20 protein-coding genes are annotated in these 17,264 nt (G+C 61.6%); 7 read left to right on the plus strand and 13 right to left on the minus strand.

What is annotated here, in order from left to right; genetic code table 11:
* Positions 1-93 precede the first annotated feature (93 nt).
* The 6 genes from R5H30_RS07725 to R5H30_RS07750 are packed head-to-tail and all read left to right on the plus strand — an operon-like array spanning position 94 to position 4,831.
* A complete protein-coding gene (locus R5H30_RS07725) occupies positions 94-1,008 on the plus strand; it encodes a helix-turn-helix domain-containing protein (protein WP_318327573.1) in 915 nt (304 codons plus the stop codon).
* Positions 1,005-1,925, plus strand: coding sequence for an AraC family transcriptional regulator (locus tag R5H30_RS07730; RefSeq protein WP_318327574.1), 921 nt, complete (start codon positions 1,005-1,007; stop codon positions 1,923-1,925). Before R5H30_RS07725 ends, R5H30_RS07730 begins: the two co-directional genes overlap by 4 nt.
* Positions 1,925-2,842: a helix-turn-helix domain-containing protein gene (locus R5H30_RS07735; protein WP_318327575.1), complete on the plus strand. Its 918-nt coding sequence runs from the start codon at positions 1,925-1,927 to the stop codon at positions 2,840-2,842. Before R5H30_RS07730 ends, R5H30_RS07735 begins: the two co-directional genes overlap by 1 nt.
* A complete protein-coding gene (locus R5H30_RS07740; RefSeq protein WP_318327576.1) occupies positions 2,842-3,759 on the plus strand; it encodes a helix-turn-helix domain-containing protein in 918 nt (305 codons plus the stop codon). Before R5H30_RS07735 ends, R5H30_RS07740 begins: the two co-directional genes overlap by 1 nt.
* Positions 3,735-4,661 carry a helix-turn-helix domain-containing protein gene (locus tag R5H30_RS07745; RefSeq protein WP_318327577.1) on the plus strand — a complete coding sequence of 309 codons (927 nt, stop codon included), beginning with the start codon at positions 3,735-3,737 and terminating at the stop codon, positions 4,659-4,661. The genes R5H30_RS07740 and R5H30_RS07745 overlap by 25 nt, the downstream gene beginning before the upstream one ends.
* Positions 4,658-4,831: a hypothetical protein gene (locus R5H30_RS07750; RefSeq protein WP_318327748.1), complete on the plus strand. Its 174-nt coding sequence runs from the start codon at positions 4,658-4,660 to the stop codon at positions 4,829-4,831. Before R5H30_RS07745 ends, R5H30_RS07750 begins: the two co-directional genes overlap by 4 nt.
* A 414-nt stretch (positions 4,832-5,245) precedes the next feature.
* On the opposite strand, the gene R5H30_RS07755 is transcribed toward R5H30_RS07750, so the two are convergent.
* The 11 genes from R5H30_RS07755 to R5H30_RS07805 all read right to left on the minus strand — a co-directional run bounded on the left by R5H30_RS07755 (position 5,246) and on the right by R5H30_RS07805 (position 15,036).
* A protein-coding gene (locus R5H30_RS07755; RefSeq protein WP_412105112.1) for an IS3 family transposase occupies positions 5,246-6,410 on the minus strand; the annotation gives its coding sequence in 2 pieces (ribosomal slippage) (positions 5,246-6,158 and positions 6,157-6,410; 1,167 coding nt in all).
* A 171-nt stretch (positions 6,411-6,581) separates the two neighbouring features.
* Positions 6,582-7,466: a glycine betaine ABC transporter substrate-binding protein gene (locus R5H30_RS07760; protein ID WP_318327580.1), complete on the minus strand. Its 885-nt coding sequence runs from the start codon at positions 7,464-7,466 to the stop codon at positions 6,582-6,584.
* A 46-nt stretch (positions 7,467-7,512) separates the two neighbouring features.
* Complete coding sequence (locus tag R5H30_RS07765; RefSeq protein WP_318327581.1) at positions 7,513-8,127, minus strand: cytochrome b; 615 nt, start codon at positions 8,125-8,127, stop codon at positions 7,513-7,515.
* An 18-nt stretch (positions 8,128-8,145) separates the two neighbouring features.
* On the minus strand, positions 8,146-9,534 hold the full coding sequence (locus tag R5H30_RS07770) for an alginate export family protein (RefSeq protein WP_318327582.1): 1,389 nt from the start codon (positions 9,532-9,534) through the stop codon (positions 8,146-8,148).
* 13 nt (positions 9,535-9,547) lie between these two features.
* Complete coding sequence (locus R5H30_RS07775) at positions 9,548-9,961, minus strand: DoxX family protein (protein WP_318327584.1); 414 nt, start codon at positions 9,959-9,961, stop codon at positions 9,548-9,550.
* Positions 9,961-10,131 (minus strand): DUF1427 family protein, encoded by a 171-nt coding sequence (locus tag R5H30_RS07780; protein ID WP_318327585.1) that lies wholly within the window; start codon positions 10,129-10,131, stop codon positions 9,961-9,963. Before R5H30_RS07780 ends, R5H30_RS07775 begins: the two co-directional genes overlap by 1 nt.
* On the minus strand, positions 10,128-10,340 hold the full coding sequence (locus R5H30_RS07785) for a DUF1427 family protein (protein WP_318327587.1): 213 nt from the start codon (positions 10,338-10,340) through the stop codon (positions 10,128-10,130). The genes R5H30_RS07780 and R5H30_RS07785 overlap by 4 nt, the downstream gene beginning before the upstream one ends.
* Entirely contained in the window at positions 10,337-11,962 is a 1,626-nt protein-coding gene (locus R5H30_RS07790) for an MFS transporter (protein ID WP_318327589.1), read from the minus strand. Before R5H30_RS07790 ends, R5H30_RS07785 begins: the two co-directional genes overlap by 4 nt.
* Before the next feature lie 33 nt (positions 11,963-11,995).
* Positions 11,996-12,295, minus strand: coding sequence for a GNAT family N-acetyltransferase (locus R5H30_RS07795; protein ID WP_318327592.1), 300 nt, complete (start codon positions 12,293-12,295; stop codon positions 11,996-11,998).
* A gap of 2 nt (positions 12,296-12,297) precedes the next feature.
* Positions 12,298-14,175 (minus strand): amidohydrolase, encoded by a 1,878-nt coding sequence (locus R5H30_RS07800; RefSeq protein WP_318327594.1) that lies wholly within the window; start codon positions 14,173-14,175, stop codon positions 12,298-12,300.
* A gap of 162 nt (positions 14,176-14,337) precedes the next feature.
* The gene (locus tag R5H30_RS07805) at positions 14,338-15,036 is read right to left on the minus strand and encodes a hydrolase (RefSeq protein WP_318327596.1); all 699 of its coding nucleotides are present in this window, start codon (positions 15,034-15,036) and stop codon (positions 14,338-14,340) included.
* 220 nt (positions 15,037-15,256) lie between these two features.
* Between R5H30_RS07805 and R5H30_RS07810 the strand changes: the two genes are divergently transcribed.
* Positions 15,257-15,532 carry a hypothetical protein gene (locus tag R5H30_RS07810; RefSeq protein WP_318327598.1) on the plus strand — a complete coding sequence of 92 codons (276 nt, stop codon included), beginning with the start codon at positions 15,257-15,259 and terminating at the stop codon, positions 15,530-15,532.
* 409 nt (positions 15,533-15,941) lie between these two features.
* Here R5H30_RS07810 and R5H30_RS07815 read toward each other — a convergent pair whose 3' ends face one another.
* Together R5H30_RS07815 and R5H30_RS07820 are read right to left on the minus strand one after the other, a co-directional pair.
* Entirely contained in the window at positions 15,942-16,580 is a 639-nt protein-coding gene (locus R5H30_RS07815; protein ID WP_318327600.1) for an isochorismatase family protein, read from the minus strand.
* A 77-nt stretch (positions 16,581-16,657) separates the two neighbouring features.
* The gene (locus tag R5H30_RS07820; RefSeq protein WP_318327601.1) at positions 16,658-17,254 is read right to left on the minus strand and encodes an isochorismatase family protein; all 597 of its coding nucleotides are present in this window, start codon (positions 17,252-17,254) and stop codon (positions 16,658-16,660) included.
* Between the last annotated feature and the right edge of the window lie 10 nt (positions 17,255-17,264).

Consider the following 17,264-nt stretch of genomic DNA (forward strand, 5'->3'; position numbering starts at 1 on the left):
GCGTAATTGAGACACGAACAGGAAAGAGAAGTCGCGAACCGCCGAAAGGCGACGCTTCTGTGCTATATCGCACCGGAGGAGACGCGCGAACACATGGATGTCACCGAGAAGCCGAGACTGAGCGATCGCGCCTTTGCCGCGTTCCTGAGCGCCGAGACGCGTTCAAAGGTCGGGCTGACGACAATCGGGTCGGATTGGTCGAGACTTCAGGTCTTGCTGGTTGAACAGGGCGACGATGTCTTCCACGCGCCGCCGCTCGACAGTCATTTTCTCGCGCTCTGTGTCGACGGACTTGCTGTCGCCGACGTTTCGTTCGCGTCACTGATTGGCTGCGGACGGACGATCTTTCAGCCGGACACCATCTGCTTCATGCCGGCCGGTGACGCATCGGATGTCGCCGCCGAGGGCCGGATCCAGATGATCCACGTTCTTCTCCGTCCGACATTGGTGCGCGACCTCATCGCCGACAAGACAAGGGGCGATCCGGACAGGGTAGCACTGCCCGGTTTTGTCGGTGGACGCAACGACTTCATACGGTCCATCTGTCTTGACATCCTGAAAGAGGCCGGTGGCGCGGCCGACGCTTTGGCGGCGGATCGCCTTGCGCTGAAGGTTGCATCGCATCTCGTCGGGCATGTCTGTGATTTGGCGCCCGCCGACAGTGCAAAGCGCGATCTCACCCCGATGCAGTTTTCGAGGGCGATTGATTACATCGAGGCGAATATCACCACTGACTTCGGTTTGGGCGAGATCGCCGCCTATGTAGGCGTCGATGCCGACCGTATGGCGGAGGGTTTCGAGCGCGCGGTCGGCTACGGCCTCGATCTTTTCCGTACGGAGCGGCGAATCAGCATCGCGCAGGACCTCGCGTCGGCGTGCCTCGGCAAAGCCTCGTCCCAAGATATCGCGGTGCGATCAGGCTTCGGGGATGTGAGCGGACTGGATGCAGCGTTTCGCGCCCATGTCGGCGTCTCGTTCGAGAACTATCGCGCGGGAAGGCTGATATGACGGACGGCCGAACAGCAGTCGCATGTCAGAAGGTCTCGGGTCGTGACATCGTCGATGTCGCGGGAAAATTGGTTCAAAAAGATAATGCTTCCCTTCTTGAAAAGTCCCAAACCTCGGCAGGAATCGAAGCGGCACGCGCAAGTTTAGGAAATCACGAGTCAGAGATCCGGCCCGCCTTACGATCGAAATTGATTGTATCGCAAAGGGCCAACGGGGTTCTCAACGCAACAATCGGTGACGCTCCGTTCTCCGCCAAGGTTCGCACCGGCATGCTGACATTTGCACCCGCCGGCACGGAACAGCTGTATGAGTTTGACGGAAAGGTCAATAACACCTTCCTGATGATCGACGACGCGCTGCTCCGCCGAGCCTCCGACAGCGATCGAAAGCTGGGCGCGGTAGGCGCACTGGAACCGCGTGCGAATATCTATTGGCCGCGGCTGGAACGCGCAGCGCTCGACTATGCTGATTGTGTTTTTTCTGGCGAAGTCGGTTGGCGGATACTCACCGAATCTCTCACCCTTCGGATCGCCTGTGAAATCCTGGTTGGTCTTGGTCATGGAGCGTACGAGACCGGAAGCGTGGCGCCGCTTTCGTTCGATGAAGTAATGCGCCTGATCGACTTCATCGACGCCGAACTTGAATCCAATTTCGGCTTACCAGATCTGGCGAGAGTGCTTGATCGCGACCCGTTCGGGTTTTCGCGCTCGTTCAAGGCTGCAACCGGCGAGAGCCCGCATCAATACGTTATCCAGCGCCGCCTGATGAAGGTGAAGGAACTGCTCCAGCACACCGACGACCGCCTCGTCGACATCACCTACGCCACCGGCTTCTCCAACCAGGCGCACATGACCACGACCTTCTCCAAGCACTTTGGCATACCGGCGGAGGCGTGGCGCAGAATGGTGAGGGCGTGATGGCTATTTCGCAGCGCATGGCGGAGCGTAAGCGCGCGGAGACGTTTCTCTCGGGGCAAGGCTGGATTGATGCCGCGCGGAAGATCGATCGAGCCGCAGTTGTGGTTCGACCTGAAGTCGAGATCGAATGCGCGCGATTTACGATTGCCGATCACTCATCCGAGATCAATCCCTCGGAGGTTGCGACTCTTGCATTATCGACGTCCTCCGACGGCCAACTACGTACTGAGATTTCGGGTGTCGCTGAAGATTCCAGAATAAGGCCCGGGACGTTGACCTTTGTCCCTCCCGGCAATTCTCAGACATTCGACTTCACTGGCAAGACGACGAATACCCTCCTCAGCATCAGAAGCAGCATTCTTGAGAAGGTCGCTAGTGTCGGCCCTGGATTGGGCACGATTGGTGGATTGGAGCCGCGCCCCGCCTTCAACCGTCCAGCGCTGCATCGCCTGGTTGAAGAGCAGTACGCGGTCATGTCGGCGGGAGATAACGGCTGGCGCGTTCTGTCGGAATCGATCGCCCTGCGCATCGCCTGCGAACTGCTGACGATCTTCAATGGCGAGCCGGCGAAGAAGCCCGACGCGCCCCCCATCTCGGCCGCCGAAATCGAGCGCCTTATCGACTTCATCGACGCCGAACTTGAATCCAATTTCGGCTTATCAGATCTGGCGCGAGTGATTGATCGCGACCCGTTCGGGTTTTCCCGCTCGTTCAAGGCTGCAACCGGCGAGAGTCCACATCAATATGTCATCCAGCGGCGCCTCATGAAGGTGAAGGAACTGCTGCAGCACACCGACAACCGACTCGTCGACATCACCTACGCGACCGGCTTCTCCAACCAGGCGCACATGACCACGACCTTCTCGAAGCATTTCGGCATGCCACCGGGGGCGTGGCGCAGGATGGTACGACAGTAATGAACACGCCAGCGGAAACTGCTGCCATCAGGGCTACCGAGAGCATCCTATCCGGCAGGGACTGGCTCGAATTCGCCGACAAGCTCGAACCGAAACCGGTTGTTCTGCGACCGGAGGCCGACATCGGCTGCGCGTGTTTCACGGTTGGAACGCACGTTTCGGAAATCGCTGAGTCCGACGTCGCAGCGCTGGTCCTGTCAACGGCCGCTGCTGGGGATCTGCATGCCGACGTCGACGGTGCTGGAATGGATACCGCAATCAGATCCGGCGGCGTGACATTCATTCCGCCTGGATACGCTCAGAAATTTGACTTCCGAGGCCAGACGACGAACACGGTGCTCAGCATCAAGGGACCTCTTTTCGAACGGGTCACACGGATGAGCCCTCAACTGGGTGGCCCCGGAAATCTGGAGCCGCGACTGGGATTCGTGCACCCGGCGCTGCACCGTCTGATCGAAGAGTACTACGCGGTCATGGCGGCCGGCGACAGCGGCTGGCGCGTTCTGTCGGAATCGCTGGCACTGCGCATCGCCTATGAACTGTTGACGCTGTTCCACGGTGAAGCCTCGCGCAAACTGGAGGCGACACCCATCTCGGCCACCGAAATCGATTGCCTGATCGGGTTCATCGACGCGGAACTGGAAAACAACTTCGATTTGTCCGATCTCGCACCCGTTCTCGATCGTGACCCGTTCGGGTTTTCGCGCTCGTTCAAGGCTGCAACCGGCGAGAGCCCGCATCAATACGTTATCCAGCGCCGCTTGATGAAGGTGAAGGAACTGCTCCAGCATACCGATGACCGCCTCGTCGACATCACCTACGCCACCGGATTCGCCAATCAAGCGCACATGACCACGACGTTTTCGAAGCATTTCGGCATGCCGCCGGGCGCATGGCGCAGGACGGCGAAATCATGAGTGGGCAGCTCATCACCCGGCAGGCGATGGTCGATGCAATGTCGACCCAATACAATGCTGAGCTGCATGAGATTCTCGGCGCTAACTGGAGACGCGTGAACACCAGCGTGCTGTCGCAGACGGACAATGAAATCCATGGCGACTTCATCGATTTTCATCTTATCGAGTTATGTATGGGAGGCTCCCACTTCCTGAGGATGGAGAGCGATCTTGAAGCCGGAAGCCATTTTTCTACCAAGCTGTTGCCGACCGCCATGGGGTATGTGCAGCCGCATGCGCCTGTGCAACAGACAGTCGAAGGCAAGGCTAAACTTCAACAGATCTACATTGACGACGTCATTTTCCGCGATGTGGCAACCGCGCTTGCCAAGGGCGATCCCGATAATCTGAAATCGCTGGGGTTTCAGGGCGTTTTCGATCCGCAGCTCAAACGGCTCGCCGATCTCATCATGGACGAAGCGCGCAAGGGAGCGCCGGGCGGTGAGCTCTACGCCGATCTTCTTGCGCAACAGATCGCGCTTATCATTCTGCGACGGCGGCTTGGAGACGATGAGAAGAAAGTACGCATCAGTCCGCTTTCCGATGCCGAGGTTGCGCGGGTGATGGAATTTCTCGAAGAGAACCTCGAAGAAACCGGCGGCCTCGAAACCCTTGCGCGGTTGATTGACATGGACGTGTTCAGCTTCACCCGTGCCTTCAAGGCGAAAACGGGCGAAGCGCCGCACCAATATGTCATCCAGCGCCGCCTGATGAAGGTGAAGGAGCTGCTCCAGCACACCGACGACCGCCTCGTCGACATCACTTACGCGACCGGCTTCTCGAACCAGGCGCACATGACCACAACCTTCTCCAAGCATTTTGGGATACCGCCGGGGGCGTGGCGCAGGATGGTAAGGTCATGAGCCCGACCAGGAACATCGCAGCCGACAAGGCGGAAGCCGACATGCTGTCGGCCGAATACACCTTCGACGGATGTACCGGCTTCGGCCTGCTGCAACGCGAACGCGATCTGCTGCTCGGTGATCTTCGATTTCTTCATCGGCTACGGCCCCTCCTCGATGGCCTATCGTAGCCGGAAATCTCTCATTCAGACCGGTCCAAGTTTCCGGGGGAGACCACTCAACCGCGGATTCCGGTGACCCCTGGATGAACAATCGGGGTCACGTCATGACGAGCCGGCCGTCCGCCAAGACTTCTCCACCGCTGGCCCAGCCCGAAGGAGCGTGGACGGATCGGACTTCGCCATTCTCATCGATCCCCAAGATCCGGTTTGCGAAAATATCCGAAAACGACCATCGACCCTCGTGCCATACAGGACCTTCGGCGAAGCCGAACCCCGTTGCGATCGGCGACACTCCCGCCAGCACATCTGAAGAAAATGGACAGTCGGCGGCAGGGACAGGGACTGCGTACATGCCACCGACCATAACTGCCGCCAAGATGCGAATTCCCGGGAACAGCAAATCAATTTGACCTTCTCCCTTGATCAGGGCCGCGCTGAACTGGAATTCTCCGGTTGGTGGTTTGCGGTGAGCGCCCGCGCGGAGCCCGCAAGAGGCTCAAGCGACGGCGCGGTGGTGAGACTGAGAAACTCCTTCGGTGACAGGTAGCCGAGCGCTGAATGCGGGCGCACGGCGTTGTAGTGGCTTCGCCACGCAGCGATTTCCTTGCGGGCGTGGCGGAGCGAGCGGAACCAGTGCAGGTTCAGGCACTCATCTCGGAGCTTCCCGTTCAGGCTCTCGACGAAGGCGTTCTGGATTGGCTTGCCCGGCTCGATGAAGCGCAGGCGCACGCCGGCGCGCTCCGACCACTCGAACATGGCTCGGCTCGTGCCTTCGGGCCCGTTGTCGAGGACGATCTCCTCGGGCAGGCCATAAACCTCACCGAGCTCGTCCAGATACCGCGCCACCCTGGCGCCGGAGATCGAGAGGTCCACGATCTGGCCCGGGCAGAACCGACTGTGGTCGTCAACGATGTTGAGCACGCGGAACCGGCGATAGTCGGCGAGCTGGTCGCTCATGAAGTCGAGAGACCAACGCTGCATCGGCCGCTCCGGCACCTGCGGCGCGATCCGGTCCCGGCGTGGCAGCTTGCGCCGCTTCTTCGTGCGAACCTGCAGACCCTCTGCGGTGTAGAGCCGCCAGGTGCGCTTGCGGTTCACGACCAAACCCTCGCGCCTGAGCATGGCGTGGAGCCGGAGATAGCCGTAGCGGCGGTTCTCCGACGCCAGCGCGCGCATCCTCTCCAGCATGGCCGCGTCGTTGCGCTCGGCCGGCCGATACTGCTGCACCGATCGCGCGAGACCGACAATCCGGCAACTACGCCGCTCGCTCAAGCCGAGTTCGGTCATCAGGAAGCCCACGGCTTTGCGCTTCGCCATGGGCCTACCAATGTTTTTGCAGCAGTTCCTTCATCGCCGTCATGTCGAGCATCTGATCGGCGACGATGCGCTTCAGCCGCGCGTTCTCGGCCTCGAGATCGCGGAGCTTCTTTGCATCCGACGCCTCCATGCCGCCGAACTTCTTCCGCCAGGCGTAAAACGTCGCGCTCGACATCCCGTGCCGGCGGCACAGTTCGTCGACCTTCGCTCCTGCCTCGTTCTCCTTCAGGACCGCGATGATCTGCTCATCGCTGAACCGGCTGCGCTTCATGGGACATCCTCCTTCGTCCATTCAAAGGTGGAAAATCCCAGCCCGCAACGGCCCGGATAGCGGGGAGAAGGTCAAATTCTCATTTTTTCCTCCTAATCAATGATTTGGCGAGAGGTCGACGTCGGTCATCCTGCCGTCGCCGACTGATCGCTGTTTCTTCGTCGAAATCGATCACCGCGCTGCGGCGAGCCAATCCTCGACTGTCGCCGAATTATCCGCCATCCAGCTTTCCGCAGCCTCGCGTGGCGTCGCACCGTCCTCGTTCACGCGGCGGTCCATTTCAGTGACGTCATCGACGGACAGCCGGATCGCCGAAAGCACCGTCATCGTCCCTTCGTCGACGATGCCTCGCAGGGTTTCGTGACCCAGGAGCCACGCCTTGTCGGGTGCGCCGTAGGAGCCGAGCGGATCATCAAGGACACGTACGTCGTGGGCCGCGTTGACCCATTGCGGCGCCCAGAGCGGGAAAACGACCCAGTCCTCATTCGCGATGGCTGCCTGAAACGCGCCGATCCATTCGGCAGGCGGCGCGGCGTCCAGCGTATAGCCCGCGTCGCCGAGGCCGTAGTCGCGCATGATCTCGCGGCCGACGGCGGTCAATCCTGTCGCCTCCGGCAGACTGACGATCCGCTGCGGCATCCGGTCGCGCACGTGAGTCTTCGTCAGATCAGACAGGCTCTGGACGTCGGCCACGGGCACGTAGTCCGGCACGACCCAGAAGAACGACGCGTCGTCGTAGAGCGGCGCGATCTGGAAGGTGACCGGCTCTGCGGGAGCATAGAGCGCCGCGTGCCCCGCCGGAAGCCAGGCCGCAGCGAAGATGTCGACCTCTCCCGCCGCAAGCTTCGGGAAGATTTCGGCATGAGAGCCTTCGACAACGTCGACCTCATATCCGCGGCGCTCGAGGATCTCCTGAACGACCCCGCCGACGACGGCATAGAAGCTGAGATTGACTTGCCCAAGCGTGATATTCCTGTCTGCGTTCTGAGCTCCGGAGTGCGTCGGCAGCAGTGTCAGCAGCGCAACCGCAGCAAGGCCAATGAGAGCGTATTTCATAGAAAGTTCCTCCGAATTGGGGTGAGATTTGAGTAGTGTCTGAAGCTCATGATTTGAGCGTCGTTGTTCTGCCGAGCTCGTGTGCCTGTCGCCTCGAACCTTCGGTTTCAGTCCGCGGCGTTCCCCACATCCGCGCGAACACCCCATCCCGTTTCACCAGGAGGTGTTTGAGCGCCCCGCCTACGTGAAGAGCGAGCACGACGTAGAGCGCGATTGCGCCAGTCTCGTGGATCCATCTTAAAAGCGCTGCTGCATCGGGCGCCCTGATCGAGGCTTCCGGGACCGAGAACAGCATGAAGACAGCGATCGCCTCTCCTTCCAACGTGTACATGGCGATCCCAGTCACCGGCTGGATCACCACCAGCGCAAGCAGGGCGGCGTGGACGATGTTCGACAGGCGACGCTCCAAGCGCGAAAGATTGCCTGCGGGATCGGGAAGCGTGTCGATCGCGCGCCAGACCAGGCGTGCTGCGAAGACCGGGATCGCCAGGACGCCCAATCCGCGGTGAATGTCGTAAAGCTGTGCCCGCAAGGCTCCTCGCGGGAGGACGTCGGCAAAAAGGCCCGTCAGCAGAAGAAAGATCACGATGAAGGCGACGACGCAGTGCAATAATCTTTCGATTGGCCCGTATCGATCTGAACTGCTCTTGAGGCGGAGCATTCCGGCGACCTCCCGAAACTAGAAGCGAAACGAGAACGTCAGTTCGACGAAGTCGATGTCTTCCGAGTTCGCCGTCGCGTCGATCACGTCACCCGCAAACACGCGAGTGTAGATCCCGGCGAGGGCGACCCGCTCCGTCAGCGCGTATTCGGCTGTGAAGGACAGAGCCGAGGCAACGAACCTGTCTTCTCCCCCTGAAGGGACAATCAGGTTCCCTGCCGGAGAATACACGCCGTCTTCCTCTTCGAGCCGCCAGAACATATTGTAGTCGGTCTGAAGCGTCAGCCGGTCAGTCGGTGTGACCGTCAGGAAAGCGTGCAGGTTGTAGAAATTCCGGGGGCCGAGGACGGCGGCCTCGGAAAAGTAGTTCCCGCGCGGAAAGATGGGATTGAAGGTGCCGAGATCGTTGTCGCCGGAGTCGCTGTCGCCGCTGGCGATATTGGCGCCCAACCCGAGCCGCGGTCTCCACGCGGCCTGTTCGAACGTGTAACCGGTGTCGGTCGCGAGCGTCCAGGCGTTGATATCGCCGTCACCAAAGGAGCCGAACTGATAGGCCGCTTCCCAGTTCCAGTCCCAGGGACCCGACGTCCCGGCGTGCCGTATCCCGAGCGTATGCCTTTCTTCGTCCGCAGTGCCCTGCGCGAATGAGGCTCCGTCGTTTCGAAATCCCAGATAGTAGAGATCGAGGGTCCCATCCGCGACGAATGCGTTGTCTTTGGTGGCATAAAGCGCCCACAACTCCTGATCGTCGTTCTGCCTGTCGTCAAAGATCCCCGGTTCCGTAATTCGGGGGCGGGCCCAAAGTCCGTCTATTCTCCAGTCGTCGACTTGGAATGAAGGGCGAACGGCGTCGAACGTCCGTCGGACATTGGGTCCTTCGCGGACATCTATGAAACGGCCCGAACCGAACTGAAGCTCCTGGCGCCCGAACCGGAGATTGGCGTGTCCGCCAGCGATGGGCCCGCGAACATCGACGAATGCGTTCTGGACGGTCAGGTCATTCCGATCGACAGGGCTTGCCCCTCCGGCCCGGCCTTCCTCGAACGCGCTGAAAAGCTGGCCAAAGAGACGGATGTGCTCACCGACTTTTAGGTCGCCGTGAAGTGTGAACCGCTGAAGCCAAACTCCGTTCTCGTCCTGCGGGTCAGCGCTGAACGCTGGGTTTCGCGTGTACTCGTAACGTTCGCGCAACTCGCCGCCGATACTCAGGACAACATCCGGCGCGATCTCGATGTCCTTTAAAGCGTCAAAGCCAGTGAGATCCTCCTGGGTTCTGAAGCAATCGGTGTCGTCGTCGAAACGCAGCTTCTCGAACCCGAGTGCGCAGCCCTCCTGGGCGGTCGCCAGCGACGGCGCCAGGGCAGACGCGAGGAGAGATGCAGAGAAAAGGAAGCGGTGCAAATCCATGTGTGGCTACCATTCAGGTCCGTACCTGACGTCGACGTGCGGTGTGGTCATAGGCAAGCAGGACGAGACCGCCCATGATGGCGACGTGCTCGAGCGTGGTGGTGAGCTGGCGGGTGAATTCCGGGCCGTCAAATGTCCAGAATGGATGCCCGATCAGGGTGGCCGCGAACGTGAACACCGCGAGCGCGATAGCGGCCGGAAAGACAAACAAGCCGGCTGCGACCGCCAGACCGCCGACGAGTTGCACAATTATCGTCCCCGCGGCGGCAAGAGACGGAAATGGCAGTCCCAGACCCGCCATTTCCGTGACGGCTGCGTCGAATCCGATCAACTTCGTGGCGGCGCTGTAGAGAAACACAGCCGAAAAGCTCAGTCGGATCGCGACCGGAACGGCGTGCGGACTTTGGCTCAGGCCCCGGAGTTGCATCACGATGCCATCCCGATCAGGACGTAGTCCGTGCCGATGAAACCGAGCGTCATGAAGACGACCAGAAGGGCACCCACGATCTTTGGTGGTGCCGGAAGTGGCAGATCGAACCATCGGCAGCCGGCGCCAATGAGGAAGCCGAGAACGATGCCTATGAGTGCGGAGGTCATTGCGATGTCTCCCCGGTCGGGCCGCCGCAAAGCGGCTTCGTGGTGGCCTTCCTGTGGCTCGCGAACCGGTCGGTCAGTGTGTAGCCGAGCGTCATTGCCAGAACGAGGAGAGCGCCGATCAGGACGGGTGGCGCCGGTAAGGGAATCACAGCGAGACGGCAGGCAATGCCGATGACGAGCGCGAGGGCGAGGCCGAGTATGGTTTTCATGTGTCAGCTTCCTTCTTCGAAGGTTGGAGGAAATGCCTGGCGCGAGGTGTCTCGGACCCGCGATGCAGGGCGTGCACTTCGTCCTGGATGGCGCGGTCCTCTTCCGAGACGCGCTCGTGATGGCGGAGGTGATCGGTCCACGAGGCTTCGAACCAGGTCTCGACAAAGCGGCGTGGCTCCTCCGTGTCCTGCAGGATCGTCCAGCCATAGCCGCCGTTGCGCTTGCGCGCGTGCGCGAGCCGGTCCATCGCTGCCTGAAAGGCGGCCTCGTCTTCCGCCGCGATTTCGTAGGCGATCTGCAGCATCACCGGGCCACGATCGGTAGGCGCGTCTATGTTAACGATCGGGGCGGACCAGTGCCCGGACGGGGTCAAGTCGAGTGACTCTCCCTGGCTGAGCTTGGCGCGGCAGCTGAGAGGGATCATGATGATGATACCCGTCGCGGCGATCAGCAAAGCGGTCGGGATGCCGGCAATGCTCGCGACTTGACCCCAGATCAATGCGCCGATGGACATCGAGCCGAAGAAAACGGTCAGGAAAACCGAGAGCCCCCGCGCGCGGACCCAGTCCGGTAGTGCCGTCTGCGCCGAGACGTTCATGCTTGAAAGGACCGCGATCCAGCTGAAACCCGCAACGGCGGAGGCGATGGCAGCGACGGCCTGATCCGGGACCAGGGCGAAGGCCACCAGGACAAGAGCGGTCCCGATCGTGCCTGCCGCCACCGTCCGGTTGGGACCCAGTTTCTTTCTTATCTTCGGCAGGACAATGGCCCCGCCGACAGCACCGGCTCCGACCGAGGCCAGCAGCACGCCGTAGAGAGACGGGCCGCCCTGGAGCACATCCTTCGCGATGAGCGGGAGCATCGCCCAATACGCGCTGGCGAAGAGGAAAAAGGCGCCCGCCCGGATCAGCGTCGCTTTCAGGGGCGCGCTGTTGATCGCGTAGCGCAGACCCGCGCGAATGGCGCCGGTCACATGTTCCGGCGGCAGTCGGCGTTCGCCGTCACCTGGAGGACGCCACCAGAGCAGCGCCGCGATGATCACAAGGATGCTGGCCGCGTTGAGCGCGAAGGGTGACCATATGCCCAAGCCGACGATCAGGAATCCGGCGAGCGCCGGGCCGATGGCGCGACTGATGTTCACGCCGAGCGAGTTCAGCGCGATGGCGGATGGCAGTTCGGGGCGCGGCACGAGCTTTGGCACGACCGCCTGCCAGGCCGGCGCCATGAACGCCGCACCGGTGCCGAAAAGGAAGGTGAAGACAAGCAGAAGCGCGGGCGTTATCGCACCGATGGCAACCACGAAGGAGACGCCGGTCGCAAGTATGCACAGCATGACGTTCACCACCAGGAGCATCCGGCGACGGTCGACGATGTCCGCGATCGCGCCCGCCAGCAGCGCGAACAGAAAGATCGGCAGCGTCGTGGCCGCCTGAACGGCGGCGACGATGAAGGGGGAAGGAGACAGTTCGGTCATTAGCCAGCCTGCGCCGACGTCGTTCATCCAGGTGCCCACGTTGGAGATGACCGTCGCGATCCAGAGGACGGAAAACGGCGCATGGCGAAATGGCGACCAGGGTCCTGGTGCGGTCGTCGTCTCCGGTGGAGTTGTTGTCGTGCTCATGGCGCTATGCTCGATCTCTTTCGCCTGATCTCGTCATTGCGCCAGGCGGTCGGCCCACTCGGGATGACGGCCCGCCTGCGCTCTGAAGAACGGACACAAAGGCACGATCTTAAAGTCGTTCTCTCTGGCGTCGGCTACGACACGGGCCGCGAGCGCGGCGCCGACGCCCATGCCCCGCAGGCTGTCGGGCACTTTGGTATGATCCACGATGACGAGCCGGTCCGACGCACGGGAGAAGGTCAGTTCGGCGACACCGGATGTTCCTTCGACGCGCGCGACATAGCGACCTTTGCTGTCCGACTCTTCGAGGCTGATTTCGACATCAATCGACATCTTCAGACCGCGAAGCAGGAGCAGCCCAACGCCCCCCAGAACGACTTCAGATCCGATACCGGCAGTGGGTTCTTCCAGGCAATCCCGTGGTCATGCCCGTGCAGGCCGCAGGCGTTTGCGCACCCGTCATGGCAGGACTGCGCGAACGTCGGCGCTCCATGTGTTTCGGTCATCGCTGCCTGACGTTGTGCCGGGCTCGGTTCGGTCAGGATCGGGCTCCAGTCCGGGCGCGCCGGAGGAAGCGGCGGCGACATCGAACCGTAGGGTCCCTCCGCGTACACGATCTTTCCATCGACAACCGTCATGAGCGCATTGATCTGCCTGATCTCGGGCGCCGGCACGGCCATGTAGTCGGCCGACAGCACGGCGAGATCCGCGTACATGCCGGGCGCGAGCGTTCCCTTGACGGACTGTTCCCCCGAGAACCAGGCGGAGCCCTGCGTCCATATTCTCAGCCCGTCCTCGCGGGAGAGCACGTTCTCTTCGTCGTAGAGCGCGAGCCCGCCGATCGTCTGGCCCGTGGTGAGCCAGTGCAACCCGACCCACGGATCGTAGGAGGCGACGCGGGTCGCATCCGTGCCGCCGCCGACGGGAACGCCCATGTCGAGCATGGTCGCGATCGGGGGCGTCGCCTTGGCCGCGTCCGCGCCGTACCGATCAACGAAGTATTCACCCTGGAACGCCATGCGATGCTGCGTCGCGATCCCGCCACCCAGAGCGCCGATCCTTTCGATGTTCCGTGGCGTGATGGTCTCCGCATGATCGATGATGAAGCGGGTCCTGAAAGGCGACTTGCCATTGACCCGCTCGAAGACCGAGAGGAAGCGGCCGATGCTCTCGTCATAGGTCGCGTGGATGCGAAACGGCCATTCGTTCTGCGCCAGGAGTTCGACGATCGGCTCGAGCTCTTCTTCCATCGTGGGAGCAAGGTCCGGCCGTGGCTCCAGGAAGTTCTCGAAGTCAGCCGCGGACCAGGTGAGGTTCTCACCCGCGCCGTTCATGCGCAGCATGTTCGAGCCGGCCCCGGGCTCGGTCATCGCGATCCAGCGCTCGTAATCGGAAAGTTCGGCGCCCGCCGACTGGGCGAAAAGATTGTAGGCGACGCGAACGGTCATGTGACCGTCGTCATGCAGCCGCTGGATGACATCGTAGTCCTCGGGGTAGTTCTGCCCTCCGCCGCCGGCGTCTATGACAGAGGTGATACCGAGGCGGTTCATCTCGCGCATGTAGTGGCGCGTTGAATTGATCTGATCCTCGACGGGCAGCGTGGGACCCTTGGCGAGGGTGGAATAGAGGATCGCCGCCGACGGCTTCGCGATGAGCATGCCTGTGGGTTGCCCCTTGGCGTCCTTCTCGATGACGCCGCCCGGCGGGTTGGGCGTATCTTTGGTGATGCCAAGAACCTTGAGCGCTGCCCCGTTCAGCAATGCGCGGGCATAGAGATGCAACACGAACACCGGGGTGTCCGGTGCCGCCTGATTGATTTCCTCGAGCGTCGGCATGCGCCGTTCGGCAAATTGGAATTCGGACCAACCGCCGACCACGCGAACCCACTGCGGCGCCGGTGTCCGGTCCGCCTGGTCCTTCAGCATGCGAAGCGCGTCGGCGACGGAGGGCACGTTCTCCCACCGAAGCTCCATGTTGTAGTTGAGGCCACCCCGGATCAAATGCGTGTGGCTGTCGTTGAGGCCGGGAATGACGCGACGGCCGTCGAGATCCACAAGCCGTGTGCGCGACCCGGCGAGCGGCATGATTTCCGCGTCGGCCCCTGCCTCGACGATGCGCCCGGCTGAGATGGCGATGGCCTGGGCTTCGGGGTTCTCGGGGTCGAGGGTCGTGATCTTGCCGCCGTGCAAGATCAGTTCTGGCGTATCGCTCATGGTCTTGCTCCAGGCGCTGCGAGGGTGGAGACCGAGCACCGCCGCTCCTGCAGCGAGCCCCTTCAAGGTGGTTCGGCGGGACGTCGGCATGATCCGTCTCCTGGTCGATGGTGATGGACGAAATCGGCCCGACCCCTCAGGGCCGGGCCAGGGAGGGGGTGGCTATTCGGCCGCGGCGGCCGCAACTGCGGGGACAGGGTCAAGCCGCTTGCCGCCAGCCACCCGGGGGGGAGCCTTGTGGACCAATGTATAGGCATAATCGACGCCCATACCGTAGGCACCGCCGTGCTCCTTCACGACGTCCATGATGGCGTCATAGGTGTCACGATTGGCCCAATCCCGCTGGAGTTCGAGAAAGGTCTGAACGGTGGTCATGGGTCGTACGCCGGCCTGGATCATCCGCTCCATGGCGCGTTCGTGGGCCTCAAGCGAGGTGCCCCCCGAGGCGTCGGCCACCATGTAGATCTCGTAGCCTTCGTCCTCCATCGCGGAAAGCGCGAACATGGTGTTGCAGACTTCCGTCCAGAGGCCCGAGACGATGATCTTGCGCCGACCGCTGGCCTTCAGAGCATCGCGGACTTTCTGGTCGTCCCAGGAATTCATGGAGGTCCGCTCGAGGATGTCGAGATCGGGAAAAACGGCCAGTAGCTCAGGATAGGTATTGCCGGAGAAGGCATCGGTCTCGACCGTCGTGATCGTCGTCGGCAAGCCGTAGATCTTCGCGGCCTTGGCGAGCATGACTGTATTGTTCTTGAGCGTCTGGCGATCGATCGACTGCACACCGAAGGCCATCTGCGGCTGATGATCGATGAAGATGATCTGGCAGTTGTCTTTCGTGAGGATCTCGGAGGTTTTTGTCATATTGGATGTTCCCTGGGTTAGAATGGCAAAGCACGTTGCAGAAACACAAAGGGCACTTTGCAGTCGATTATCGGAGGCCCTTGTCGAGCACTATCATGTGCCGGATGGCCAGTATTCTGTACCATCCCGCGGATTCCGAAAAAATTGTGAAGGGTGTCAACCTGAACCTGGCAGCAGCTGCATCGCGGTTCTTACATTTTGAAGTCGTTTACCTTTGTCGATGGAACCACGGCCGCACAGCCGTCGTCCAGATCTGCGGCAGATTGCTTTCAATCTGAGGCAGGCTGAAGATGTGCATGGTGTTGAGCGTGTGTGCCAGAAGGCAGGCAGTCCTCAGCAGATCTATTTCAGCTGGCGCAAAAAACATGGGGGACTGACGCCGTCAAAGGTGTGGCGGCTGAAGCTGCTCGAAAATCTCTACCGATTGGAGGCGTCTTCTGATTTGCTCAGCCGAATTAATAACGCTGTGCTGGACGAGATCGAGATATGGCGTTAACGGGCGCGCGACATGTGCGGCAAGCGCGGGCAAGCTGCTTCGACCTTTGTGCGATCAGCAGTAAGCCGAAAATGGCCTTAGCGGTGAAAACTGATGAAATGAAGGCACGTCGCAGAGAAGAGTTTTAACTTCATCGCGCCGCCAATGTCAGCCGCTTTATTTCTTCATCCGTTTAGTTGAGAAGACCCGCCGGGGAGGTTCGGGCCAAGGGGCATGGCGCCGCAACGGGCCTTCTCGCGCGCATCGATGCAGAGTTGGGGGAACCCGGCATCGCGGCTTACCCCTCTGCGAGGGGTTTTCAGCATATCGCCCTACGTGATGCCACCGATGGCCAGCCTTGCCCGGTCAGCGGGGAGAACCGGTCCGGTGCCTGTCGTCGCTCCATCCAGGTCATCAGTGGTCGGAGGCGTCATGCGGTCTTGCGCGCCATGCCCGATGCATCCTCGGCTCCGTAGCCGAAGAGATGCTCGTTGAAGACGCTCTGGATCGGCTCCTTGTTCGGACCGTTGTGATCGAGGAGCAGCTCCGCACCGACTGACACCCAGGTGGTCATCACGCAGCCGGCATTGTTCATCCGCATGACGCACGCATCCTCGGCCCGTTTCGACCAGGCGCCCGACGCATCGAGCACGCAGTAGACCTCGAATCCTTCCTTAGCGGCCTGCACCGCGGGGAAGACCAGGCAGACGTCGGTCGTCAGCGCCGACATGATGAGCTTCTTGCGCCCCGTCGCCTTGACGGCGGCGACATAGGTCGGGTCTTCCCAGCAATTGACGAGGTGGCGGTTGATGATCGGCAGGTCGGGGAACTCGGCGACCACTTCAGGCAGGATCTCGCCGTTGATGCCTTGGGCGAAACTCGATGTGAGGACCGTGGGCATTTTTGTCCGCGAGGCGATCTTGGCGAGCGCGATGATATTGTTGCGCAGCTCGTCGCTGTCGATGGACTTGATGCCGGGTAGGAAGCCCTCCTGATGGTCGATCAGCAACATCGCTGCGTTCTCGACCCGAAGGGGCTCGTGGAAGGGGTCCAATCGCTTATCGGTCATTGTCAGTCTCCGTTTGAGGAAGGTTGGGGGGTGTGTGCCCAGAGGGTGCCAAGGGCCGCTGGGAGCCGGCCGTCCGCTCACCCCTCGACGAGGGGCTTCAGGATTTCCTCGTACATGATGCCCTGGATGGCCTGTCCGGTCGGGCTCGCCCAGTCGGTCGCAAGTTCGGCCATCACCTGATTGGTGGAGGTGATCGTCACCCCGGCGCTGCGCATCCGCTCGACCGAGATGTCGTCGGCTGCCTGTGTCGGCGAGCCGCCGCCATCGACAACCACCTGAACATCGTATCCGTCCTCCAGCGCGCTGATCGCCGGATACACGGTGCAGACATCGTTGGTCAGTCCGGCCATGATCAGCTTCTTGCGCCCTGTCGCCTCGACAGCCGACTTGAAAGGCCCATAGGTCCAGGCGTCCACGACGCCGGGCCGCTTGATCCGGGCCTCGTGGGCCTCTGGCGCGATCTCGGCGAGGTCGTCGTAGAGCGGACCCTGGAAGTGGTCTTCCTGCGACGTGGTCAGCACAAGCGGCATGCCGGACGCAACGGCGGTGCGCGCCAGCGCGCGGACGTTGGCCAGAAGGTGTGCGGGGTCGATGTTCCGGGCGAGCTTGGACGTGCCGACCTGATGGTCGATCAGCAGCATGGCGGCGTTTTCGGGGGTAAAAAGATTCTTCATGGAGGTGCTT

The organism is Roseobacter sp. FCG-D35 (assembly GCF_033436665.1).
GTDB lineage: Bacteria > Pseudomonadota > Alphaproteobacteria > Rhodobacterales > Rhodobacteraceae > JAWQFO01.